Origin of the sequence: Sorangium sp. So ce296, from assembly GCF_051529605.1 — a bacterium.
Lineage (GTDB): Bacteria > Myxococcota_A > Polyangia > Polyangiales > Polyangiaceae > Sorangium > Sorangium cellulosum_D.
Genome location: NZ_CP150325.1, coordinates 5,263,982 through 5,287,233 on the forward strand (window position 1 = coordinate 5,263,982; position 23,252 = coordinate 5,287,233).

Consider the following 23,252-nt stretch of genomic DNA (forward strand, 5'->3'; position numbering starts at 1 on the left):
GGCCCGCGCCGCGCAGGCTACTCCCGGCGGACGCGGGCGCGCATGTGCTCGGTGCCCGCGAGCTGCGCGAAGTACTCGACGAGGCCGATCTGCCCGTTCATGAGGCCCTGCTGGGCCTCGCCGATGGCGCACTCGGCCCCGAGCGCCCCGCCGTAGGCGTAGGCCGCTCCGAGCTTGCTCACGCACGCGGTCACCTCGGGCGAGCCGGCGAGCGTCTCGGCCAGGCCCGTCGCGCCGGCGACAGGCCGCTTCTCGCCCTCGACGGCGATGTAGCCCGAGTCGTCGATGGGAAGGCCGCTCTCGTCGGCGCGGTAGCGCCCCGTCCCGTCGAAATGCTCGAGCGCGAAGCCCGTCGGGTCGAACGACGCGTGGCACCCGTTGCAGGCCTCGGCCGAGATGTGGATCTCCTCGTAGCGCGCGCGCGTCGTCGTCCTCCCCGGATCGGGCTTGGTGATCGCCGGGATGTTCGCCGGCGGCGGGGGGACGTCGCCGCAGAGGAGCCGCTCGAAGACGAGCAGTCCGCGGTGGGTCGGCGACGAGCCGTCCATGCGCGAGTTCCCCGCGAGGATGGAGCCCTGGGCGAGCAGCCCGACGCTCCACTCCGCGGGCCGATCCACGCGCTGGAAGGCCGAGCCTGTGACGTTGCCGTACCCGTAGAACGTCGAGAGCCGGTCGTTGAGGAAGGTGTACGGCGCGGTCAAGAGCTCGGCCACGCCGGCGCCGCGGGTGTAGAGGACCTCCTCGAGGAAGAGGCGTGTCTCTTCCTGCATGAGGGCCCCATAGGTGCTGAAGTCGGGGAGATTCTCCTTCGCGATCCCGTTCACCTTGCCATAGCTGAGCCACTGCTGCAGGAAGCGGCTCATGGCCTCGTGGCCGCGCGGCGAGCCGAGGAGCGCGCGCGCCTCGTCGACGAGCGCCTCCGGCGAGCCGAGCTCCCCGCGCGCCGCCTTGTCGAGCAGCTCGGGCGTGGGCGTCGTGCCCGTGTAGTTGTAGGCGAGCGCCGTCGCGAGCTCGTGCTGGGACAGCTCGTAGCGGCCGCCGTTCGGGGCGCCGATCTCCGAGCGGTAGAACGCGTGGGGCGACTGGATCATGGAGACCAGCGTCCACTTGAGGCCGACGCGGAAATCGGACTTCCCGCTCACCGAGGCGTGGAGCGCCAGGAGCTCGCTCTTCTCCTCCTCGCTCACCGGCCGGCGGAACAGCCGCAGCCCGTACCGGGCGACGAACTCGGCGGCGCACTCGGGGCCAGGCTGCGTCGCCGCGCACGGGAGCGACGTGGCCAGCGCGCCCTCGGCGGTCACGATGTCGGCGACGTCCTCCGCCGTGCCCAGCAGCTCCTTCGCGGTCTGGACGCCGACCTGCAGGGCCTCGGCGTCGTTGGTGAAGCCGAGCTTCGATGTCGGGTCGGTGCCCAGCCGGACGCCCGACCACGCCGCTGCGCCGAGCTCGGGGAAGATGTCGCGGAGGCTGTTCCCCAGCTCCAGCGCGGAGAGCCGCCGCAGCACCGGCGCGCCGACCTGCGCCTGCTCGCACGAGTCGCCGTCGATGGGAGGGTCCTTCTCGGGGTCGCCCCCGCCCGCGTCACCGACGCACGCGAGGAGCGATGAGGCGACCCCGGCGAGCACCCACGTTTGCCAGCGGATCATGACTTCAGCTCCTGGATCGGCTGCGCGCTGTGCGCGCCGATCTGCTTGATGGAAACGCCCATGGCATCGCCGAGCGTGGCCAGCATGTTGACGTGGTCGGTGTCGACGTCGACGACGCCGCGGCTCGCGATGCGGCCGCCGGCGTTGCCGATCAGGATCGCCGGAAGGTAGGAGTGGACGATCTGGTTCCCGAGGTAGACGTCGTGGACGTCGGAGTTGTGATCGGCGCCGTCGCCGATCTCGCTGCACACGTAGATGAGCGAGTTGTGGAGGACGGTGTTGCCGGGATCGAGCGGGTCGGGCTGGTCGAGGACGGCGAGCAGCTTCTCCGCGAGCCGCGCGAAGAACCAGCCCTGGACCGAAGCGAACTCCTTGCGACCGGGCGGCTCCCGGGCGTGGGACGTCGCCCCGTGGTAGTTGCTCGCGCTCCCGGGGCCGCCGGTGAAGCTCATGGGGAGATCGCAGTTGACCCACAGGTTCTGCATCGTGACGACGCGCGCCGTGCCGCACACCATCGCGTTGGCGGCGACCTCGAGGTGCGCGTCGATGACGCTCCGCAGGTTCGCCTGCTCGAAGACGCTCTTGCCCGAGAGCGCGTCGAGCGCGGGCAGCGCCGGCCGCTCGCTGCAGGCGTTCACGACCGGCCTGTCGGCCGCGGCCTTGAGCGAGCGCACCGACTCGAGGTGCACCCCGAGCTTGCGCTGCTCGCTCGTGAGGCCCGAGAGCGCGCGCTGCATCTTCTCGAGCTGCCGCTCGGTGAGCCCGAGCGCCTCGTTGCGGAACGCGACCTCGTCGGTAGCCGGGGCGCCTCCGCCCTGCTGCCCCCCGCCGACGGCCCCGAGCATCTCCGCGGCCGCGGCCGCGGGGTCCTCGATGGGGCGTACCCAGACACCCCCGTGCTTGATCAGGTAGGAGTTCTTGTCGAACCCCGTCCCGTCCGGGTTCCTCGGGTACGGGTTGGCCCCGAGGTTGTAGGCCTCGACGCCGAGCGCCTGCGCGATGGTATGGTCGATCGAGTCGGCCCCCGCGCCGTCCTTCACGCCGGTGAGCACGCCGGCGACCGCCTCGTGGTTGTTGAAGCCGTTGATGCCGAGCCCGCGGCAGACATTGACGTATTTCCCGAAGGGCGCGAGCGCCGACAGGACCGTTGAGCCCTTCAGGAAGTCCGCGCCCGGGGAGCCGTACGGCTCGGCATACTCCATGGGCATGCCATGGGGGACGAAGTAGATGAACAGCCGGACCGGCGCCGCGCTCGGCTCGGCCAGCGCCAGGTTGCTCATCCGGAAGGCGAGCGGCGCCGCGATTCCGGCGCCGAGCGCCTTCAAGAAGACGCGGCGCCCCAGCGCGAGGTCGCTCTTATGGTGTTTCTTGGCAAGAGAACGCATCTCGTCGTCTCCATTCGGGCAAAGCAAGAAAGCCCCGTGGATGGTCGTCGTACCGTCGTTTTGTTGCTGCGCCGGTAAGAAAGGAAGTTTGGCGTGAGAATTATCTCACGGTCGGCGCGCGAAGCAACTCCATTGAACGTCGATATCTTGTGCTGTGTCGCTCGGTGATGTAAAATACATTCGCTCGCGCTATGCGGCCAGGCGGGGAGTGGGGCGCCGGGCGGAGCGACGGATACGTGCGCTTCGGATGGCTCAGCGGCGGTCGCGACGCCGCCGCGCGCGGCCCGCGAGGGACAGCGCGAGCCCGAGCGCGGGCAGCGCCCAGCCGCACGAGGCGCCGCGGTCCGCGCTCGCCGAGCAGCCGACGCTGACGTGATCGCCCTCCGGGTCCTCCGGAGGGGCGCCGCCGGCGCCGGGATCGTCGCAGGAGCTCACGTCATCTTCGGCGCACTCGCTGGGGTGCCTCTCGCACGTCGCCGCCCTCGCGCTGCACCAGGCCTCCTCGAAGCCCTCGGGCGGAGCCGCGCACCCCTCGATGGCGTCGGCGATGGTCGCCGCGTCGGCCGGGAAGATGCCCGTCGCGCCCGCGTCGCCGTGCGGGACGCACGTGCGCTCCTTCTTGATCGTCGTGCCGTCGACGAGGCTCCTGTACGTGAGCTGGTAGCAGTACTCCGTGGCCGCGACGTCGTACGACTCGCCGAGGAACCCTCCCCAGACGGTCTTCTGGCCGAGCTCCTCCCCGTCGGGGCTCGAGAAGGTAAAGGTCTGCACGTACTGGCCCACGCCGTGGTCCACCCCCCCGCTCACATCGAGGTAGACCTTGACGTAACGCTCCACGTCCTTGGCCACGCACATCTCTTCCGGACCGCAGGTCCACCCATCGTCGATACAGCAGCTCGTCTCGCCGTGCCAGCGCTCGTCCACGACGACGCTGGCCTGGACGGGGACGGCGCCCACGTCCGTATCGACCGCGGCGCTGGCCTGGGTCTCCCAGATCTCGGCGCCGATGCTCTGTTGCTCGACCGTGACCTGGTAGGTGTGGCCGTCGACGAGCGGGGCCGCGGGGCGAAAGGCGAGCAAGGTCTCGCCCTCGCTCACGGGCACGTCGGCGACCTCCTCCTGGGCGCCGGCCAGGACCTCGCCTGTTTCCTTGTCCGTGACCACGAGCACGGGCGCGGTCTCCGGACAGTTGTAGTAGCAGCTGACCCGGGCCACGATGACCCCGTCGAGCGGCACGGCGCGCGGGACCGAGGACGCATAGCGCCCGTCCGGCGGAGGCGAGCAGGCGGCGCTCGGACGGGAGATACAGAGAGCGCTCAGGCCTCCCAGGACGGCGAGGGTCAACGCGGCGAAACGAGAACAAGGCATCGAAGTTCCTCCTCGAGCGACCCGGCGCGGGTCAGCTCCGCAAGGGCGTGTGCGGACACACGTGCCGGTGTGCAGTCGCCGTGCCGGCCGCGGATCGCCCGACCGCCGCGAGGTTCTCGCGGGCTCCGCGCGCGCCGCGCATGACGGTGGTGTCAGCCTGTGCCGCCAGCCATGGGCGCGCCGTCGCACCGTGGAGCCCTGCGCGCGCCCAGTCACCGATTTCATCGACCTGGTGCTCCCCGAGCTGCGCCGCCGGGGCCTCTTCCGCACCGAGTACGAGGGCCGCACGCTGCGCGAGAACCTGGGGCTGCCGCGCCCCGAGAACCGGTTCGCCCGGCGCGCCGCCGGCGCCGCCTGAGCGAGCGCCGGCAGCGCCGAACGCTGCGCTCAGCCTCCGTTCGCGTAATCGGGGAGCGCGATCTTGTCGGCCGGCGAGGAGACGAGCCAGCCCTCGCGTCGCCGCAAGAGGGGGCTTGACGCAACGCGAAGGGCCGTGTGGAGGAGCGAAACGCCGAGCCTCGATTTCGGGTGCGCGATCCAGGGGACGCCTGGCGGGAGCTTCTGGGCCAGGTCGACGTAGGGGCGCATGCGCTTTTCATAGGCCGCGAAGGCGCCTCGATGGTCGGAGTGCCGCGACAGCTCTCCCGCGAGCACGTAAGCGCCGACGAGCGAGAGGCTCGCGCCCATTCCGCTGACCGGCGACGGACAGTACGCAGCGTCGCCCACGAGCGCGGCCCGACCGTGTGACCAGCGCGGCGCCATGACCTGGCTGACCCCGTCGAAGTAGACGTCCTCGGCGTCGGCCAGCGCGGCGAGCACCCGCGGCGATTCCCAGCCGGCGTCGGCGAAGACGCGCGCGATGAGCGCCTTTTGCTCGGCGGCGCTCAACCTCTCATGGCCGCGCGCGGGCGACAGGAACCACAGCGACGCGCGGGTGGTGCCCACGTTGTCGGGACGCAGGATGATCGATCGGCTGCCGGGCGCGTGGTACCAGCGAGCCCAGGCGCTGTCGGACGCTCCGCGGGGGATCGTGAAGTAGCTGCCATAGAGGCCGAGCGGGCGGATCGTGGGCTCATCGCCGACGATGAGCGTACGGGTTCGTGAGCGGATGCCGTCGGCGGCGACCACGAGGTCGACGTCGCGCTCGGCGCCGTGCTCGAAGGAGACCGTCACCCGGTCGCCGTGGTCGCGGAGGCCCGTGATCTGGTTACCAAAGATATATTCCGTCGTGTTTCGGGTGCGGTCGTAAAGGATCTTGGCGAGGTCGCCGCGGAGGATCTCGAGCTCCTGGGTAAACCCGCCGCCGTCCGAGCTCGCCGCGGGGAACTCGGCCTTGGTCACGTCGCGCTCGTCGACGAAGCGGAGCCCCTGCTCCCCCGTGTTGGCGGCTCGGATGTCGCCTTCGATGCCCATGCGGCGCACGACCTCCCGCGCCGCGCCCTGGACGTCGATGTTCTGCCCGCCAAGCCGGAGCGCGCCGGCGCGCTCCACGACGACGGGCCTGAAGCCGTAGCGCGCGAGCCAGAAGGCGAGCGCGGGGCCGGCGATGCTCGCGCCCGCGATCAGAACAGTTCGATGTTCCACGGATCATTCGCTCCTATCTCGTACGATCGCCGTGAGGCGGTGAAGCCGCTCCGTTAGCCAGGCTCCAGACATTGCATGAATCCGCAAAATGTCGATAGTACCCGGATCTTCCACCCATCACGAGCGGCTCGTCGTGCGCGGCACCCTGCAGAGCGGCATTGCGTTCGCGATGGGGCGCGGATGAGCGCGATCGTCGGCGAGCCACCTCCACGTCCTCCGCGAGCGGCTGCTCGAGGACGACACCAAGCCGTTCGAGCGCCCGTGGCTTGCCTACCCCGACCTCAGCGGGGGCGCTCGACGAGCTCGATGCGGGTCCACACGTCGCCCTCACACGAGCCCTCGGCTTCGACCCAGGCGCGGCAGCGCTCGCACTCGGTATAGATCTCGAAATGCGCGGGCAGCCGGAAGCGCTCCCGGTCGCAGGCCGCAATGGCACACTCCTCGTCGACGTGCTGCCGTGGTGGTGAAGGCATCCCCTGCACCCATTCGAACAGGCCGCAGGGACCGTCCTTTCCCTGCCAGCCGTCGAGCGCAGTCCCACACCTGGGGCAAGCGAGCTGCGGCGCCGGCGTATACCAGTCAAACATCCCCATGCTGGAAACCTCTCGATGTGGTTGGTTCGCCCTGCGGCTCGGCGGTGCGCTGCCGCGCCGCAGGCGGGGTCAGCACCAGCGCTCCCGTCGGTCGTTCGCGAGACGGCACGCGGCTCCGCCTCGCGAACGACCGACGTCCTTTGGCACAACTTGCCACAATCCCGCTGATACCAGAAGCCGGCCATCGTGCACGCCGCAACATTGTATTTTCTCTGCTCAGGCTCTATGGTGCGGGCCCGAACGGACGGAAGGCGCGGATGAAGGACACCCTGTCGGCGGCGGAGGCCCGGCGCATCGCGCTTGCGGCGCAGGGCTTCCGGGCGGAGAGGCCCGGGCCGGCGGCGACGAAGCAGCATCTGACCCGGCTGATCGAGCGGCTTGGCGTGGTGCAGATCGACAGCGTCAACGTGGTCTCGCGCACCCATTACCTGCCGGCCTTCTCGCGGCTGGGGGCCTATCCGCGGCCGATGCTGGAGGAGCTCGCCTGGGCGCGGAAGCGGCCGCTGTTCGAGTACTGGGCGCACGAGGCCTCGCTGCTGCCGCTCGCCGCCCAGCCGCTGCTGCGCTGGCGGATGGCCGACGCGCGCGATGGGGTGGGCGTCTGGAAAGGCGTGGCGCGCTTCCTGCGCGAGCACCGGCCGGTGGTGGACCGGGCGCTGGAGCAGATCCGCGAGCGCGGGCCGCTGGCCGCGTCCGAGCTCGAGGTCGGCGCGAAGGGGGCGGGCGGCTGGTGGGGCTGGAGCGACGCCAAGCGGGCGGCCGAGTGCCTGTTCTGGAGCGGCGAGCTGACGACCGCCACGCGGCGGGGGACCTTCGAGAGGGTGTACGGCCTTCCGGAGAAGGTGCTGCCGAGGGCGGTGCTCGAGGCGCCGACGCCCGCGCGCGACGACGCCCAGCGCGCGCTGATCCGCATCGCCGCCCGGGCCATGGGCGTGGCGACCGAGCGGGACCTGCGGGACTATTTCCGCATGGGGGTCGCCGAGGCGAAGGCGCGGGTCGCCGAGCTCGTCGAAGCCGGTGAGCTGATCCCCGTGGGCGTGAAGGGCTGGCGGGAGCCGGCGTTCCTCGATCCCGCCGCCCGGCGGCCGAGGCGGATCGAGGTTTGCGCCCTGCTCTCGCCCTTCGACAACCTGATCTGGTTTCGCGAGCGCACCGAGCGGATGTTCGGCGTGCGGGTGCGGCTCGAGATCTACACCCCTGCCGCGAAGCGGACCCACGGCTACTACGTGCTGCCGTTCCTCGAGGGCGACGCGATCACGGCGCGGGTGGACCTGAAGGCCGATCGCAAGGCGGGCGTGCTGGTCGTGCAGGCGAGCCACGCCGAGCCCTCGGCGGGCGCAGAGACGCCGGAGCGGCTGGCGGGCGAGCTGCGGACGATGGCCGCGTGGCTGGGGCTGGAGCACGTGCGGGTGGAGCCGAAGGGCGACCTGGCGGAGCGGCTGACGAAGGCCGTGTCGGGCGCCTCGGCGTCCCGCAGGAAGCGCTAGCCGGACACGCGCTCGACGAGGTACCCCATCTCGCTCGTCTCTTCCTCCGCGCCAGCCAGCTCCTGTGGACCCGACGCTGGAGGGCCAATCCGCTCGGCGAACCAGCGCAGCACATCTCCAAAGGAGGCGCCGTCGAACAAGAGGTCGGAGCCTCCAGATGTCGGATGGGAGCTGTCTGGAGCGTAGATGATCGTCGTGCTCCGAACGATCGTCGCCATGGCGCGGGCAGCCTCGCGAAGACCCTCGCGGACGTGGGGCTCGAACACGAATGACCACCACCGGGCGGGATGCGTGAGCTCGAGGCCCGTGCGGAAGACAGTCGCGGAGAAGGAGCCAGGACCCGACAGCGAAAGGTGTCCTGCCTCGAACAGCTCCTCGGCGACGTTGCTGTAACGTGGGTCTCGGTCCCAGCGCCACGGACGAGGCGTGTCATCCAGGTCGAGGTGGGCATCGAGCACTGCTGCGGGACAGCCGAACCGCGCATCCAGCAGCTCCGGAAGGCGATAGAGCTCGTCCCAGGAGAGCGAGTGGTCGAGCAATGCGGTGAAATCGATGCCCACTCGAAGAACCTACCACGGTCCTCGACGCCCTCGCCGTGCATGAAGCCCACGAGGGGAAGCGTGCTGGTTCGCGCGAGATCCACCGGCCGTTTCGGCCTGAACGGATGATCCGCGTCGCGGGCGTCTTTCCCCGCCTCCCGCTTCAGCATGTATACCGGAGCTTGAGCGATAATACGATGAAAAATCGCATCGGCGGTGCCATTTCGTCCTCCGTCATCCACGCGGCGCGCGTGGTGAAAGGGAGAGAGACGATGCGGGTACTGCTGACGGGAGTGGGGACGCGCGGTGACGTGCAACCCGTGGTGGCTCTGGCCGTCGAGATGCGGCGCCGGGGGCACGACGTGCGGCTGTGCATTCCGCCGAACTTCATCGACTGGGTGGCCGGCATGGGCTTCACGGCGAGCCCGATCGGCATCGCGATGCGTGCGCCGAGCGGGGCCGCCGGCGCGCAGGCCGCGATACCGACGCCAGAGCAGGTCCGCGCGCTCGTCGCGCACCTCGTGAGAGACCAGTTCGACGCGACCGCGGCGGCCGCCGATGGATGCGACGCGATCGTGGCCGGCGGAGCGCACCAGTACGCCGCGCGGTCCATCGCGGAACGGTTGGGCATCCCGTCCGCGGTCGCCCTGTACGCGCCGGTGGCCCTGCCGTCGCCGGATCATGCGCCCGGCGGGGTGCCTGGTGGCGATCCGGACTCCAACCTCCGAGGCTGGCAGGGCGAAGCGCGGAGCTGGAACGAGCGGGTCCTCGAGCGGCTCAACGACCATCGGGAGCGGCTGGGGCTAAGTCCGCTGAGCGATGCCTTCAGCCACATCCTGGGCAAGGCTCCGTGGCTCGCGGCGGACCCGGTCCTCGGGCCGCTGCCGACGACGCCCGGCCTGGAGGTCGCGCAGACGGGAGCCTGGATCCTTCCCGACAAGACGCCGCCCGTCCCCGAGCTGGAAGCGTTCCTCGCCGCCGGCGAGCCGCCCGTCTACGTCGGCTTCGGCAGCATGCCTGTGGACCCGCAAACCGGCCGGATCGTCATCGAGGCGGTGCGGGCCGCGGGGCGCCGCGTCGTGCTGTCGCAGGGGTGGGCCGAGCTCGGTCTGGTCGACGACGCCGCCGACTGCATCGCGATCGGCGACGTCAACCAGCAGGCGCTGTTCCCGAGGGTCGCCGCGGTGGTGCACCACGGCGGGGCGGGGACGACCACGACGGCGGCGCGCGCGGGGGTGCCGCAGGTGATCGTGCCGATGTTCGCGGATCAGCCGTATTGGGCGTCGCGCGTGCGGGCGCTCGGGATCGGGACGTCGGTGGCGTGTGGGGCGCTGAGCGCGGAGTCGCTCCGGGCGGCGCTGGGGGGCGCGCTCGATGAGGGTGTCGCTGCTCGCGCGGGCGCGATCGCGGGCGCCGTGGCGGTGGATGGCGCGGCCGTCGCCGCGGGCCTCATCGAGCGGACCGCCGCGTGAACCTCGGGGGATCGCCGCGTTCGGGTCGCCGGGCGCGCGCAGGGACGTCGCTTGCGGCCTCGTGCGCGACGAGCTCGGTCACGCGGAGCTGATCTTGGTGCGTCACTGGAGCCGGACCCGCCTCGACGCAGGTCGACCGCACGCGGGGGATGGCGACCCGAACTGGACCGGGAAGGTGGATCGGCTGGTGCGGGGTGAGGCGAAGGCGGGCTCATCCAGCGCAGCGGGCAGCGCCGGAGCGTCGCGCAGCTGCCGAGAATCGCCGCCTGCCGCCGGCCGAGCGGCGCTTGCGAGCCCGCCGTCTCCGTCGCCGCGGCACGTCCTCGTCGATGGGGAGGCGCGCCTGGGTGGTGGCCCAATTTGCCCCGGAGTGATGCACATGAAGGCGGGAAGGCAGGAAGATAATTGATCTTTTCTTCCCGCCTTCCCGCCTTCACGTTCGAATCCGGCCAGCAGCAGCGCCTTCGGCCTCGGCGATGGCGGGCCTGGCGGCTGGGTGCTCCTGGATGAGCCGGAGCTCCACCTCGGGCCGCGGCCCGACAAGGTGGTCCCCGATCTCGCAGGGTGGAAGCGGGAGCGCATGCCGGACGCCCTCGGGGACGAGGACACGCCGGCGCACTACGACGTCGCTCCGGACTGGGTCTGCGAGGTGATCTCGCCGCGCACCGAGCGCGTCGACCGGGGGAAGAAGATGCGGATCTACCGGCGCGAAGGCGTGGGGCACGTGTGGCTGCTCAGCCCCTTGCTGCGGACGCTCGAGGTGTACGGGCTCGAGGGCGGGCGGTGGGTGCTGCTCGAGACCTACGAAGAGGACGCGAAGGTCAGGGCCGAGCCGTTCGACGCCGTGGAGCTCGATCTGGCGGCGATCTGGACCCGATGAACGACCGGACAGTGAACCGGTCGCACGCGGTACAAGCGTGGACGAGGTTCTCGATCTCATCGGAGCCACCCGCTGCCAGCGGGTGGGAGTCATCAATCTCCAGCTCGCCTCTCACTGACGTCTCGGAAACGCCGCAGCATCCACACCGGCCAACGACGGCGGCCCGCACGGCTGCGCCCGCTCCATGTGCCATCGCGCGTCGATGAGCCATCCGCCCAATCCGTCCTCCAACATGGAAGATTTGCAGGGACATGCGAGCCCGCGTGTCGCTCATGTTAAAATCTGTTAACAATCGTCGAACCCGGGAATGCGTGAATGGCCTCCGGCGCTTGGTGCCTCCGCAGTACCTGCCCATGGGTGGGCAGGAGGAGGAAACCACATGCGCTTACTCGATCTCGTTCAGAACCTCCGCCGTTTCACGCCGTCCCGCTCCCTGGGCTTGCGCGCCCTGGTGGGCGTTGGCGTCCTCGCGGGGGCCGGCCTGCTGGTTCCCGAGGTGGCCTCGGCGGACCCCGTTCCCTGCCCGTTCGACGGCGTCCTCTGCCTCTTCGAGGAGGAGGGCTACGGCGGGGAGATCTTCAACGTCCGGGCGCTGAACCCGCAGGTGGGCACGTGCGTCAACCTCCCGGAGCACGGCTGGGAGGGAAGGGCACACTCGGCCTACAACACCAACGGCGTCGGCGCCGCGATCTTCACGAACGAGGACTGCCTCGGCTACCCGTACCCCGTGGCCGGGGAGAGCGGCCTGAGCCCGCTGCCGTTCGTCCCCAAGAGCGTCTACGTCTTCTGAGGGCGATGATTCGGCTCGACCCGCGGCGCTGACTGCGAACCGCGCAGCGCCGCCGCGATGCGCCCATTCACCAGGCGGCGCCGGCCCGGACGGCCGCCCTCTCGCTCACTCGTAATCGCTCTTCAGCGCCTCGTAAAACGCATCGCTCATCAGGTAGTCCGCCCACCACGGCTCCACCGGCGTCGCCCCGCGGCGCTGCTGGAACAGCACCAGGTCGTCCAGCTCGCCGTCGTACCAGCCCCACAGAAACCGGGCCCGCAGCACGTCCACGTTCCGCCGGCGCAGCTCGGCCACCGCGTCCTCGAGCGACTCGTCGTCGAACTCGTCGACGAGCGCCTCCGCCTCGTCGATGATCTCGCCGAGGTAGGCCAGCCCCTTCTTGGTGACCTCGAACCGCGCCTTGCGGCGATTCACCTCGACGAGGTCCGCGTTGACGAGCTCCTGCAGGACGTCCTCCAGCGGGCTCAGCTCGGACGGCAGCACGACAGGGAACTCCATGCCTCCGTCGGCGGGCTTCAGGTCCATCTTCTTCAGCACGTAGATGCCGGCATAGACCAGCTTCTGCTCGCGTGACACGATCGGCTGTCTGCGTCCTTCGAACATGCTCTCACTCCGCGGTGCGCCAGGACTCCGCCTCGAGGCGGATGTGCCGGCGCCCGTCTGCGTCGGTGTCGAGCCACGCGTCGACGTCGCCGTGGGCGTAATACACGGGGGCGCGCCCCGCCGCCTCCGGCCGCCGGATGCGCGCGGCGTGGGGGTTGCACATGGCGAGCACGATGGCGCGCTCGCCGGCGTACGCCGCGGGCAGCCAGCGCTCGAGGAACGCCGACAGGAGCACGGTCACCGAGTAGCCCTTGGCGACCTCCTCGACGAAGAACTCCAGCTCCACGTCGTCGGCCAGCTCCTCCGGATCTTCCGCGGCGTGGACCGCCACGACGAGCGCGTCGGCCACCCGGAGCGGCCCCCGATCCGCGCGGCCATCCAGCCAGAGCGCCTCGACCCGGCACCAGCCGAACTGCGTGGACTCCACGTCCGGCGCGTCGCGGTGCTGCTCGAGGTTCAGCAGCTCCAGCGCGGGACGGCAGCGGAACGGGAGCTCGGAGATGCTGCGCAGGGGCTGCATCGCGGCGGGCGGGCAGGCGGCGGACGAGCGGCCGCTGCTATGCGACGAGGCGCTCGGGCCTGCGGCCGCGCTCGCCGCGGCGGACGCCGAAGCGCGAGCCGGCGCTGGACTTGCCGCTGCCGAAGCGGCTGCTGCCGGTGTTGTTGTAGCGCCGGCCCGTCTGCGACGACTTGCTGTGGTCGACCGCGGACGGGTTCGAGGCGCGGTACGCGTCCCGGTGGGACCGCAGATCGGGCGCGCGGCCCGGCGGCGTGGTGTACGGCTGCGTGTACACCGGCACGTAATTCGGGCGCAGCGCCGACGACACCATGGCGCCGAGGAGCATGCCCGAGGCCAGGCTCATCACCGGCGAGCTGTAGTAGGCGTAGGGGCCGAACCCGGACGTCTGCATCTGCGCGGCGCCTTCGCCCGACACGTCCCGGCGGATCGTGAACACCTTCTCGGGGTCCTGCACGCCGCCGTCGCCGTTCTTGTCGAAGAAGCCGGTGACGACCTGCGTCTTGGCGTCCACGTCCTTCACGGCGACGCTGATGACCTCGCTCCCATGGTAGAGCTCGTTGACGCGCCGCTCGAAGTCCTCGGGCCCCTCGGCCGCCTTGTAGGCCTCGTTGACCTTGTCGAGGTCGAGGTCGACGGTGGTGTTCTCGGTGGTCGCCCACCGCTCCTTGGACGGCCTGCCGTTGCCGGCGCTGTCGCAGCCGGCGGTCGCGACGGCGAGGGCTGTCAAGAGCACGACGGGCAGGGTGGTCTTCGTCATCGTCATCTGGGACGATCTGTCTGGGGCCTCGGGGGGATTCTGTCAAGCTGGCGCGGATGAGCCCGGCACCGGGAGCCCGGCAGGCACCGGGAGGGGCGCACGCACGCGAGGGGCGCACGCACGCGCGGTGTGGGGCGCCGCGCAAAATCCTGGAGAAGCGCGGAGAAGCGCGCCGCGTCCGCGTGGCGAGCGCCCCGCGCTCACAGGCCGAGCACCGCGCGGCTGCCGGCGCAGCCCGCTCGGTTGAGCCCCTCGACGCCTCGGTCGAGCTCCTCGGGTCCGACGGCACGCTCCCGCCAGGGCGCTCCGCCATGGCTCATCGCCACGGCGGGAGGCGTCTCGGCGTGTTCAGTACGGAAGCTCCAGCGCGCACTGGACGATCAGGGTTGACCCGGGCACAGGAAGTAGGCGGGGTCGACGAAGCCGCCGCAGATGGCGCGCACCTCTTCATTGCATTCGATCACGCCGCTGCAGCCGCATTCCGGCCTCGCTCGGCAAATCGTGCCGCGTCGGCCCGGCTCATTGCACCATTCCACGTAGACGCAATCGCGCGCCCTGGCGGCGACGCCTGCTGTGCCGGCGTCTTCGCCAGGTGTTCCATCGGGGATCTCCGCGCTCATGCTCGAATCCCCGACCCCGTGCAGCCGCATGACCCCTTCCCCAAGATCCTCCACGGTTATCTCGGCGGAGCTCTCTTCCGCCTCGCCGCACCCCGCCAGGAACACCGCCGCGACACTCAGGCTCATCAGTCGCCTGCCCATGTGACCCATAGAGCACCTCCCTTCAGGGAATCCATGACCAAAGGTTGCCGCCATCGCCTGATCCTGGGAGCCCGTCGAGCCCGCCGTGCTCCCAGAATCTCTTCTCCCGATGCTGCCCCCGGACGGGTTCGTCCCGTTCAGTACTGGAGATTCAGCACGTACTGGACCGAATCTCCCAGCTTCAGCCTGTCCTCCGAGTCGGGATACGCGTCATCCGGCTGACCGTGGTCGTGGAAGACGACCACGTACGACTCCCCCTCGGGAAGCGGATAGGTCGTCGCCCGATCCGCGCAGCGCGCCGGCACGGACACGGGCCACCTGGGCGCCATCCCGGGCTCGCTCTCGGCGGGCGGGCCGTTGGGATCGACGTAGGGCCCCACGCAGAGCACCGGCTGCAGGGTGTTCCCGCCGCCCGGCACCGTGCTGACCGATACCGCCCTTGCCCCGGTGGTCGCCTTGCTGATGCGATAGACGTCCTTCTCGCCGCGCCCGAGGATGCCCGTGACGCCGCTCTGCGTCAGCCAGAAGTCGGGCCCGGACTCGTACGCGGCCTGCAGGGAGAGGACGTCGTCCGCGCCGATGTCGTCCGTGGGGCCCAGCGGATCCCAGGTGACGGTGTTCGTCGTCGTGCCGCGGGGCTTGTATCCCGAGAGCACGAACGTCGCCTTGCCGTACTGCGCCTGCGGCGCGATCGCCTCCGAGTAGCGCTCCCACAGGTATTGATACGGGACGCTGCCGGACGCATCCGGATTCGTGGCGTCGAAGACGTACCACGGAACGGTGTCGCTGTTCGGGGCCGAGCTGCTGTTCTGCGTCTTGCCGCCGTGATGGGGCACGCTCGGGATGTACGCCTCCGTGAAGAAGTGATTGCCCCAGCCGCCGAGGTTGCCGTCGCTGGAGACGACCCGAGAGAGGACACCCGCGCTGCGGGCGATGGACGCCAGGACCGGCGCGTAGTCGTAGCACTGGACGCCGCCGATTCCGTCCTCCCAGCTGAGCTGCGAGTTCGGCTTCGCGTACTGGAGCGATTCGGCGGGATCCAGCCCGTCGCTCAGGAAGATATTCGACACGTCGCCCTGGTTGGTCGGCTGGCTGTACCGGTAACGCTGCGTGACGAGGCGATACAGCCGGCGCATGGTCTCGAGCTCGCTCGTGGTCCCCTGCGCCGCGGCCACCGCGTGATCCAGGAACGAGAACTTCGACTCGTCCGTCGTCCGGCGGAACGCCCCGGTGAGCTTCCTCTGCACGTCGTACGGCGGCGACCACTCGTAGAGCACCGTGAAGTGGTCGCGGATGTTGTCTTGATCGCTGCCGTACCCGCCGTTCAGGTTGACGCCGTCCTCGTCCTCGTCGTAGCCGTACGTCTCGAGCTCGGCCTTGGAGATCGCGCCGCTGGCGACGAGCGGGTAGGGGTTGTGGATCACGTAGAACACGACGTCCTGCCCGATGCGGGCGCCCCAGGGGGTGAAGGCTCGCGCGTAGTAGCGTCCGACGGGCGCGTCGCTCGGGACGGTGACCCGCCAGTGCTCGCGGTTCCGGCTGGAGAACGCGCCGTTCGCGAAGATCCCTCCCTGGTAGTCGCCCTCGGTCGGCAGGGACTTGGCCCAGGACACCTCGGCGCCCGTGGCGTCCGAAATGATCCGCACCGTCGCGTTCTGGGTCCCGTTCAGGCTCGAGTCCTCGACGGCCACCGAGAACGTCGTGCCGCGGCGGACGGGCGGCGGGCGGACCCCGTTCACGACCGTGGCGCCCTGCGCGAAGGCCACGCCCTCGCTCCAGGCGTCGTAGTCGCCCGTGCGCATCGCGCCCTGGTAGAGGAACTGGACCCGGTCCCAGCTCGCCTTGGCGGCCGCCCGCGCGAAGCTCTTCTCGCTGACCCCGAACCAGAACTTGGCAGGATTGTAGGCGCTGGCCGCCAGCGAGAACTCGAGCGTATGCTCCGCCGCGTTCAGCTGCCCGAGCGGGAAGTTGTACTGGCCCTGATCGAACCCGCGGCGGTAGAGCAGGTTGCCGTTCACCTTCACGTTGTCGGCATAGGCGAACTGGCTGGGATCGGTGTTCCGGTAGGCGCCTCCCTTGAGGAACACCGGGGACGCCGAGGCGTCGACCGCGACCTTGGCGCGGACCTGCGCGGCGGCGCTCGGGGGGTCGACCCACACGATCTTCAAGGAGTTCCCGGAGGCGTCGTAGGCCCTGAAGCTCAGGGTGCGGCCCGCGTTCGGGGCGACGTAGGTGAGCTCGAAGCGATACCAGCCCTGGCGTGAGCCGGGGACGTCGTACACGCGCTGGCCGCTGCTGTTCGGCTGCGTTTGCTGGATCTGGTCCGACTCGCCTGGGCGCGAGGTGACCTTGACGGACTGGAACCCATGGCTCGTGTCCACCTGTCCCGTGCTCGTCTTCGCGGCGAGCTCGAACCGGATCGTCTCTCCGTTCGCGTCGGGTTGATAGACGTGGACGATCTGCGAGAAGGTCCCCGAGCCGGCGAACGTCTCCTCGACGGATTTCATGTAGACCCTGCCAGGGACCTCGAGGGCGCGGATCGGCGCCAGGGTCTTCTGGAGAGCTTCGTCCGGGATCGTGGGGATGCTCGTGAGCTCCTGAGCGGCGGCCTCGACCGGGGTCTCGAGCGCGAGCTCGTTCTCGAGCGCGAGCTCGTCATCGGAGCACCCGACGGCGGGGCCGAGGGCGCCGAGGAGCAAGAGGGCCAGAGCATGGCCGTGACGGGCGGCGCCCCGAGCGCGACGAGGTGTGGCGTGCGTCGACGAAATGCTGTTGTCCAACATACTGCCTTTCTCGGAGATGCTGGGCCGCGCGCGCGGGGTGAAAAAGAGGGTGCGCGCATGGCGTGATTGGCCCATCGCGGCGAGCCGGCTCGCCCGCGGGCACGCGGCGCCCAGCGTAGATTCGACAGATATCTGGATCATTGTAAATACATTTTCCAAATCGAATGATGCATATCTATCATGCATCCTGTGCATCTCGTCGCCATGGCGTCTCGCGGGCGTGATCCCCGCGGCGCTGGTGTGCGTCCGCCGCGCGCTCGCGCGCTCGCGCGCTCAGCAAAGCGCCGGTACGCTCCTGCCTCGGTCTCCTTGACACGGCGGGGTAGGCGCCAGATACGCTACCTCGTGACGATGTGCGGGCGGCGCGGCACGATCGAATGTGCGCAGAGCACCCACCCGCGGAAGAGGCGGTCGCCGGCACGCTCATGAGCACTTGGACGGTATGGTCAAACCCGGAGCGGAGCGAGATGGCGCTCGTCCGTGGTGAGGATCCGCCACGCTGCTCCGCTCCGCCTTTCGCGGCGAGCTCATCGACGCCGATCACCCGGTCTACGACAGGGCCCGCGTCGTCTGGAACGCCCGGATCGACCGGCGCCCCGCGCTGATCGCCCGCTGCAGCGCCGATCGGGACGAGCTGGATCGAGCGTCGAGAGGCCCTGGAAGCAGCCGGGAATCGCGCGATCTGTGCCAGCTCGGCCGCGGCACACCTCGCGACGCGAATGTCGCTCTCGGAGCCGTCGAGCGCCGCTCCCGGCCGCAGCCGGCACGGCCGCCAGGCTGGCATCACGCTTGCTCGACTCCGGCCAGCTTCGGCGCGGGAGAACCCAATCGATGCGAGCCTGGATTTTGGCGCCTTGTGCGGCCGTGCTTTCGACAGCTGCGCTGACGGCGTGCGGCGATGCCTCGGACGTGAAGCCCGGCACGGGTGGGCGACCCCGCACCGAGGTGGACTTTCGCACGGAGCTCGCCACGCGCGACGATTACACCTCCCTGGCAGGCGACGGCGCGGAGGTGAAGTACCTGATGGTCGTCGACGGCCGCGAGCCGCCGGCGATCTTCGCCGGCGCGGAGTGCCTGTTTCAGGACACCGACAAGTACGCCTACCATCTGCAGTTCCTCCGTACGCTGCCGGAGTACGCGTCGCTCGCGCCGGAACGCTACGCGGACATGGTGCTGCGCCGCGCCAGCCGCGCGATGTGGGGCGGCGGCCTGAAGCTCTATCCGGCCACGCCCCATCCCCAGACCGGCGCGGCGGGCGTGCTCGCGTACACGGTGTACAGCGAGACCGGGCCCGACGAGATGTTGACCGTCGACGACATCGTGCAAGCCGACCGACGGCTCAAAGGCTGCAGCCCGTTCGCGGAGAGCTTCCTGGTGTTCACGCCGGATGGCGCTGCCCAGAGCGCGGCCGTGCGGGCCATCTCCGACGAGCTCGCCGCGGCAGGCGTCGCGCTCGTCGACCCGGACGCGCTGCTCGGCGGGCTGTCCGCCGAGACCTACAGCGAGGGCGAGGCGTACGGCTACCTGAACATCGTGGACGGCGCCGCCACGGCCGGCGTCGGACCGCGCGACGTGCTCGTGATCGACGCAGCGCCGAGCGATCTGGGGCTCGTCGCCGGCCTCGTCACCCGGCAGCCGCAGAGCCTGGCCAGCCACCTGAACCTGCGCCTGCGCGAGAAGGGGATCCCGAGCGCCGCGGCGCCGGGCGCGCTCGACAACAGCGTGCTCCGCGCGCTCGCGGATGGGCTGGTCCACCTCACGGCGCGCGGCGCGCACGTGGAGATCGAGCCCGCGCGTCTTGAAGACGCCGAGGCCTTCTGGAGCAAGCGCCGGCCGCCGCTCGGCGATCCGGCCGCGGATCTGGAGGTCGCCACGCCCGCAGCCCTCGGCTCGCTCGGCGCGGCGGACGTCGCGGCGTTCGGCACCAAGGCCGCGAACCTCGGAGAGCTGTCCCGGATCCTGCCCGAACCGAACCGCGTCGACGGTTTTGCGATCCCGTTCCGCGCCTACGCCGACTTCATGCAGCGGCGCGGGCTCGACGCCGACGTGACGGCGCTGCTCGCCGATCCACGGGTGTTCACCGACGCCGCCTACAAGAAGCGCCGCTTGTCGGAGCTCAGGGCCCGCATGCGCGCCGCCGAGCACCTGCCCGAGCTCGGCGCGGCGCTCGAAGCCGCGGTTCGCCAGGCCTACGGCCCCGCCGGGCTGGTCACCAGGCTGCGCTTTCGCAGCAGCACCAACGCCGAGGACCTGCCGGGCCTGTCGGGAGCAGGCCTGTACGACTCGCGCAGCGGTTGCCTGGCCGACGACCTCGACGCCGACGCGCTCGGGCCGTCGGCGTGCTTGAGCGCGGAGCACGAGGCGTACCTGCGCGGCGAGCTCGCGCGGCGCCGGCTCGAGCTCGCCGAGCACCCCGATCGGAGCCATCTCCTGCCGATCATCGAGGACCTGGAAGAGGACTTGACCGAAGAGAAGAGCGCGCTGCTCGCGGTGTGCCGGGTCTGGGCCAGCCTGTGGAACGAACGCGCGTTCGACGATCGCGCGTACTACGGCATCGATCATACAAAGGTGTTCATGGGCGTCGCGGTCCACCCCGCGTTCGTCGGGGAGCGCCTGGAAGCCGTCGTGATCACGGGGCTCGAGCCCGACGCGCCGGAGCCCTTGGTGCGCGTCGTCAGCCAGGTGGGCGAGGTCGGCGTCGTCGAGCCGTCGGACCCCACCGCCAGCCCTGAGATCCTGACGTTCCGGCGTCCTGCCGCCGGATCGCCGAGCGAGATCACGCTGGTGTCGCCGTCCTCGCTGGCCGCGGACGGGGCTCGGCTCTGGTCCGACGCAGCGCTCGACGAGCTCGCGGGGCTGCTGTTCGTGGTGCACGACCACTTCGCGGCCAGCGTGTATCCGACGCTCGCCCCGCTGTCGCTCGATCTGGAGGTCGACGTCACGATGCACGGGCGGACCGTGATCAAACAAGCCAGACCCTACACACCCTGATGGAGGCAGACATGACCTCGAAAATGACCCTGTACGGCCTCGCGATCTTGCTCGTGTGCGCCGGCTGCTCGAGCTCCGATCCAGGCGACGGAGCGCGCCCGGGGGGCGGCGGGGGCGGCGCCGGTGGCGGAGGCGGCGGCGATGGCGGAGGTGGCGCCGGCGGCGCAGGGCCGGGCGCGAGCGACGAGCTGTGCGGCGAGCGTCCCGGCGGCAGCTTCTACGCCGCCCACGTGCTGCGCTTCGAGGCCAGCGACGGGCAGATCGTCATCCAGCTCAGGCGCACCTGGGAAGAGGCCGGCGTCGGCGAATCGTCCTTGTTTCGGCTGGATGGGTTCAGCGTATTGCTCGACGGTGAGGCGACGTGCGTGACCGAGCCGAACAAGCTCGAGTACGTCAACACCCATCATAACTGGACGGACGTCGCGCGCGCCGACGCCGGCGAGGAGCGCTATGAGCTCGCCATGAATCTCGGCGCTCCGGCCACGTTGAGCGCGTTCGCCGCCGACGGCACCGTGCTGGTCGACGCCGCCCCGCTGATCGCGACCGGCAGCCCGGCGTTCTGTCCGGCGTGCCCGACGCCGATGCCCGTGTCGATCTCGGAGGTCATGCTCGACAACACGACAACGCTGGCGGACGACGCCGGCGAGCACGAGCCGTGGATCGAGCTGTTCAATCCATCCTCGGGGGACGTCGATCTGACGGGCTGGACGCTGTCCGACGACTTCACCGAGCGCGGCAAGTGGCCGCTGCCCCCCGTCACCCTTCCGCGCCACGGCCTGCTCGTGCTGTTTGCCGACGGCGACACCGACCAGGGCGAGCTCCACACGAGCTTTGCGCTCGATCCCAGCGGCGGCGAGCTCGTGCTGACCGCCGCCGACGGCTCGAGCGACGGTGGCCTCGTGCTCGGCGCGCAGGCGCCCGATGTGAGCCTGGCTTACCAATGGACCGCGGGCGACTACGTCATCGGCCAGCCGACACCCGGCGAGCCGCCGGCAGAAGACTGAGCGCGCTTCCGCGATCTCACCCCGCGCGAGCGGGCCCGCGCGGCCCGGCCCCCAGCGAAAGGCGCCCCACGCCGCGCGCCGGCGACGGAGGGCGACGACCGCCAGCCCTCTCCGTTGACATCCACCCACTTAACCGGTACAGCGATCCGAGCAACGTCGGGCGCGGCTCCGGGGTCTCGTACGATCCCACTTCCTTTCTTGGTTGCCGCGTCACGGCGCCGCGCGCTGTCACGGAAAACGAATCGTCGCGGGGAACCAGGCGTCGCCCGCGCGGAGAGGCTTGTCATGATGACTGGACTGATGCCGCGTCGCATCATCTTCCTGTCGGCGCTGATGCTGTCCGCCAGCGCCGCCGCGGGCTGCTCTTCCAAGGACAAGGGAGGCGCCTGGGCCGCTGGTGGCGCTCCGGAGGGGTCGGCGGCGCCCGCGTCGAAGCCGGCGGCCAAGGGCGCCGCGATGGTCACGATCTCGCGAGAACAGCAGGCTTCCTGGGTACGGAACTTCAACCCGCTGCTCGCCGAGGGGAACGTGCGGTTCCCGACCGTCGCCGGCATCTACGAGCCGATGCTCATCTACAACACGATGAAGAGCGAGTACACGCCGTGGCTCGCGACGAGCTACGCGTGGAGCGACGGGAACAAGAAGCTCACGTTCATGATCCGCCCCAAGGTCGCGTGGTCGGACGGACAGCCGTTCTCCGCGAAGGACGTGGCGTGCACGTTCGAGCTCCTGAAGAAGCACCCGGCGCTCGATCTCTCGGGGGTGTGGAAGTTCATCGACGCCGTGGCGGCGAAGGACGGCGCGACGGTCGAGTTCACGCTGAAGCGGCCGTACGTGCCGGGGCTCAGCTACATCGGGCACCAGCCGATCGTGCCGGAGCACACGTGGAAGGACGTCGCCGACCCGGTCACGTACGCGAACGAGAACCCCGTGGCGACAGGGCCGTTCACCGAGGTGAAGGTCTTCCAGAACCAGGTGTACGAGCTCGGCAAGAACCCGAACTACTGGCAGGCGGGCAAGCCGGCGGTCGACGGGCTGCGCTTCCCGGCCTACCCCGGCAACGACCCGATCAGCCTCGCGCTCACGAACGGCGAGATCGACTGGGCGGGCGCCTTCGTCCCCGACATCGACAAGGTCTTCGTCGCCAAGGATCCGGCGAACCATCATTACTGGTTCCCGCTCGTCGGCGGCACGGCCACGCTGTATCCGAACACGACGAAGAAGCCGTTCGACGACGTGCGGGTGCGCAAGGCGATCAGCATGGGCATCGACCGGGCGCAGATCGTCAAGATCGCGGCGAACAACTACACGCAGCCCGCGGACGCGACCGGCCTCGACGACTCCTACGACCGCTTCCGCAACGAGAAGGCGGTGGCGGCGGGCGACTGGGTGAAGCTCGACGTGGCCCGGGCGAACCAGCTGCTCGACGAGGCCGGCTACGCGAAGGGCGCGGACGGGATCCGGGCGAAGGACGGCAAGCCGATGCGCTTCGAGATCAACGTCGTCACCGGCTGGTCCGACTGGGTCCGCGCGGTCCAGATCATCGCGCAGAACCTGAAGCAGCTGGGCATCGACGCCACCCTCAAGACGTACGACTTCAGCGCGTTCTTCGAGGCGCTCCAGAAGGGCACGTTCGACATGTCGATGGGCTGGACCACCGTGGAGCCCACGCCCTACAACTTCTATCGCGATCTCATGAGCGCGGAGCTGGTGAAGCCGGTGGGCGAGGTCTCCGCCCGCAACTGGCATCGCTTCGGCGCGAAGGAGGCCGACCCGCTGTTCCGTGAGTTCGAGTCCGCGATCGACCCGGCCGAGCAGAAGCGCATCCTCGACGCGCTGCAGACGATCTTCGTGCAGGCCGCGCCGGTGATCCCGCTCTTCAAGAACCCGTCCTGGGGTGAATACAACACGAAGCGCTTCACCGGGTTCCCGACCAAGGAGAACCCGTACGCCAAGCTGACGCCGAACAACCCGCCGGAGTACCTGCTCGTCCTCACCGAGCTCCGGCCGAGATGACACGATGGGCGCCGCCCGCTCGGCGTCGGTCGGCCCGCCGGGTCGAAAGGTGCAATCAGGAGAGAGGAAGGGA

At 70.1% G+C, this 23,252-nt stretch carries 17 protein-coding genes and 2 pseudogenes; 8 read left to right on the forward strand and 11 right to left on the reverse strand.

From position 1 onward, the window contains the following. Positions 1–17: 17 nt before the first annotated feature. From WME98_RS19610 to WME98_RS19620, 3 genes are all read right to left on the reverse strand, one after another. On the reverse strand, positions 18–1,646 hold the full coding sequence (locus WME98_RS19610; protein ID WP_437952650.1) for a DUF1592 domain-containing protein: 1,629 nt from the start codon (positions 1,644–1,646) through the stop codon (positions 18–20). Then, entirely contained in the window at positions 1,643–3,031 is a 1,389-nt protein-coding gene (locus tag WME98_RS19615) for a DUF1552 domain-containing protein (RefSeq protein ID WP_437952651.1), read from the reverse strand. Before WME98_RS19615 ends, WME98_RS19610 begins: the two co-directional genes overlap by 4 nt. Before the next feature lie 252 nt (positions 3,032–3,283). Then, entirely contained in the window at positions 3,284–4,399 is a 1,116-nt protein-coding gene (locus WME98_RS19620; RefSeq protein WP_437952652.1) for a hypothetical protein, read from the reverse strand. A 211-nt stretch (positions 4,400–4,610) separates the two neighbouring features. Here WME98_RS19620 and WME98_RS19625 point away from each other — a divergent pair. Next, positions 4,611–4,757: pseudogene (locus tag WME98_RS19625) on the forward strand (nitrilotriacetate monooxygenase); the annotation flags it as partial. A 29-nt stretch (positions 4,758–4,786) separates the two neighbouring features. On the opposite strand, the gene WME98_RS19630 reads toward WME98_RS19625, so the two are convergent. Both WME98_RS19630 and WME98_RS19635 read right to left on the reverse strand, forming a co-directional pair. After that, entirely contained in the window at positions 4,787–5,983 is a 1,197-nt protein-coding gene (locus WME98_RS19630) for an FAD-dependent monooxygenase (protein ID WP_437952653.1), read from the reverse strand. Positions 5,984–6,264: 281 nt separating this feature from the next. Then, a complete protein-coding gene (locus tag WME98_RS19635; RefSeq protein ID WP_437952654.1) occupies positions 6,265–6,576 on the reverse strand; it encodes a hypothetical protein in 312 nt (103 codons plus the stop codon). A 257-nt stretch (positions 6,577–6,833) separates the two neighbouring features. Between WME98_RS19635 and WME98_RS19640 the strand changes: the two genes are divergently transcribed. Beyond that, positions 6,834–8,063 carry a winged helix-turn-helix domain-containing protein gene (locus WME98_RS19640; protein WP_437952655.1) on the forward strand — a complete coding sequence of 410 codons (1,230 nt, stop codon included), beginning with the start codon at positions 6,834–6,836 and terminating at the stop codon, positions 8,061–8,063. Here WME98_RS19640 and WME98_RS19645 read toward each other — a convergent pair. Beyond that, complete coding sequence (locus tag WME98_RS19645) at positions 8,060–8,623, reverse strand: hypothetical protein (RefSeq protein WP_437952656.1); 564 nt, start codon at positions 8,621–8,623, stop codon at positions 8,060–8,062. The genes WME98_RS19640 and WME98_RS19645 overlap by 4 nt on opposite strands. A gap of 251 nt (positions 8,624–8,874) precedes the next feature. Here WME98_RS19645 and WME98_RS19650 point away from each other — a divergent pair, with 251 nt between their 5' ends. The 3 genes and pseudogenes from WME98_RS19650 to WME98_RS19660 all read left to right on the forward strand — a co-directional run bounded on the left by WME98_RS19650 (position 8,875) and on the right by WME98_RS19660 (position 11,744). Then, positions 8,875–10,074 carry a glycosyltransferase gene (locus WME98_RS19650; RefSeq protein WP_437952657.1) on the forward strand — a complete coding sequence of 400 codons (1,200 nt, stop codon included), beginning with the start codon at positions 8,875–8,877 and terminating at the stop codon, positions 10,072–10,074. A 463-nt stretch (positions 10,075–10,537) separates the two neighbouring features. Beyond that, positions 10,538–10,954: pseudogene (locus tag WME98_RS19655) on the forward strand (Uma2 family endonuclease); the annotation flags it as partial. Between the two features lie 379 nt (positions 10,955–11,333). Next, positions 11,334–11,744 carry a peptidase inhibitor family I36 protein gene (locus WME98_RS19660; protein WP_437952658.1) on the forward strand — a complete coding sequence of 137 codons (411 nt, stop codon included), beginning with the start codon at positions 11,334–11,336 and terminating at the stop codon, positions 11,742–11,744. A 105-nt stretch (positions 11,745–11,849) separates the two neighbouring features. Here the strand turns inward: WME98_RS19660 and WME98_RS19665 are convergent, their stop codons facing one another. The 5 genes from WME98_RS19665 to WME98_RS19685 form a co-directional block, all read right to left on the reverse strand. Further along, positions 11,850–12,347 (reverse strand): hypothetical protein, encoded by a 498-nt coding sequence (locus tag WME98_RS19665; protein WP_437952659.1) that lies wholly within the window; start codon positions 12,345–12,347, stop codon positions 11,850–11,852. Positions 12,348–12,351: 4 nt separating this feature from the next. Continuing rightward, the gene (locus tag WME98_RS19670) at positions 12,352–12,867 is read right to left on the reverse strand and encodes a hypothetical protein (RefSeq protein ID WP_437952660.1); all 516 of its coding nucleotides are present in this window, start codon (positions 12,865–12,867) and stop codon (positions 12,352–12,354) included. Positions 12,868–12,904: 37 nt separating this feature from the next. Beyond that, on the reverse strand, positions 12,905–13,630 hold the full coding sequence (locus WME98_RS19675; protein WP_437952661.1) for a hypothetical protein: 726 nt from the start codon (positions 13,628–13,630) through the stop codon (positions 12,905–12,907). A gap of 374 nt (positions 13,631–14,004) precedes the next feature. Then, positions 14,005–14,385 carry a hypothetical protein gene (locus WME98_RS19680; RefSeq protein WP_437952662.1) on the reverse strand — a complete coding sequence of 127 codons (381 nt, stop codon included), beginning with the start codon at positions 14,383–14,385 and terminating at the stop codon, positions 14,005–14,007. 137 nt (positions 14,386–14,522) lie between these two features. Beyond that, positions 14,523–17,084, reverse strand: coding sequence for a transglutaminase-like domain-containing protein (locus tag WME98_RS19685; protein ID WP_437952663.1), 2,562 nt, complete (start codon positions 17,082–17,084; stop codon positions 14,523–14,525). A 948-nt stretch (positions 17,085–18,032) separates the two neighbouring features. Between WME98_RS19685 and WME98_RS19690 the strand changes: the two genes are divergently transcribed. From WME98_RS19690 to WME98_RS19700, 3 genes are all read left to right on the forward strand, one after another. Then, positions 18,033–20,159, forward strand: a complete 2,127-nt coding sequence (locus WME98_RS19690; protein WP_437952664.1) for a PEP/pyruvate-binding domain-containing protein — start codon at positions 18,033–18,035, stop codon at positions 20,157–20,159. A gap of 11 nt (positions 20,160–20,170) precedes the next feature. Further along, a complete protein-coding gene (locus WME98_RS19695; protein ID WP_437952665.1) occupies positions 20,171–21,163 on the forward strand; it encodes a lamin tail domain-containing protein in 993 nt (330 codons plus the stop codon). 300 nt (positions 21,164–21,463) lie between these two features. Next, entirely contained in the window at positions 21,464–23,179 is a 1,716-nt protein-coding gene (locus WME98_RS19700; protein ID WP_437952666.1) for an ABC transporter substrate-binding protein, read from the forward strand. Positions 23,180–23,252 lie beyond the last annotated feature (73 nt).

Bases quoted from the DNA above. Each gene is read 5' to 3' on its own strand.
- WME98_RS19610 (WP_437952650.1), bottom strand. From the start codon at position 1,646: ATGATCCGCTGGCAAACGTGGGTGCTCGCCGGGGTCGCCTCATCGCTC.
- WME98_RS19615 (WP_437952651.1), bottom strand. From the start codon at position 3,031: ATGCGTTCTCTTGCCAAGAAACACCATAAGAGCGACCTCGCGCTGGGG.
- WME98_RS19620 (WP_437952652.1), bottom strand. From the start codon at position 4,399: ATGCCTTGTTCTCGTTTCGCCGCGTTGACCCTCGCCGTCCTGGGAGGC.
- WME98_RS19635 (WP_437952654.1), bottom strand. From the start codon at position 6,576: ATGGGGATGTTTGACTGGTATACGCCGGCGCCGCAGCTCGCTTGCCCC.
- WME98_RS19640 (WP_437952655.1), top strand. From the start codon at position 6,834: ATGAAGGACACCCTGTCGGCGGCGGAGGCCCGGCGCATCGCGCTTGCG.
- WME98_RS19650 (WP_437952657.1), top strand. From the start codon at position 8,875: ATGCGGGTACTGCTGACGGGAGTGGGGACGCGCGGTGACGTGCAACCC.
- WME98_RS19660 (WP_437952658.1), top strand. From the start codon at position 11,334: ATGCGCTTACTCGATCTCGTTCAGAACCTCCGCCGTTTCACGCCGTCC.
- WME98_RS19665 (WP_437952659.1), bottom strand. From the start codon at position 12,347: ATGTTCGAAGGACGCAGACAGCCGATCGTGTCACGCGAGCAGAAGCTG.
- WME98_RS19670 (WP_437952660.1), bottom strand. From the start codon at position 12,867: ATGCAGCCCCTGCGCAGCATCTCCGAGCTCCCGTTCCGCTGCCGTCCC.
- WME98_RS19675 (WP_437952661.1), bottom strand. From the start codon at position 13,630: ATGACGATGACGAAGACCACCCTGCCCGTCGTGCTCTTGACAGCCCTC.
- WME98_RS19680 (WP_437952662.1), bottom strand. From the start codon at position 14,385: ATGGGCAGGCGACTGATGAGCCTGAGTGTCGCGGCGGTGTTCCTGGCG.
- WME98_RS19695 (WP_437952665.1), top strand. From the start codon at position 20,171: ATGACCTCGAAAATGACCCTGTACGGCCTCGCGATCTTGCTCGTGTGC.
- WME98_RS19700 (WP_437952666.1), top strand. From the start codon at position 21,464: ATGCCGCGTCGCATCATCTTCCTGTCGGCGCTGATGCTGTCCGCCAGC.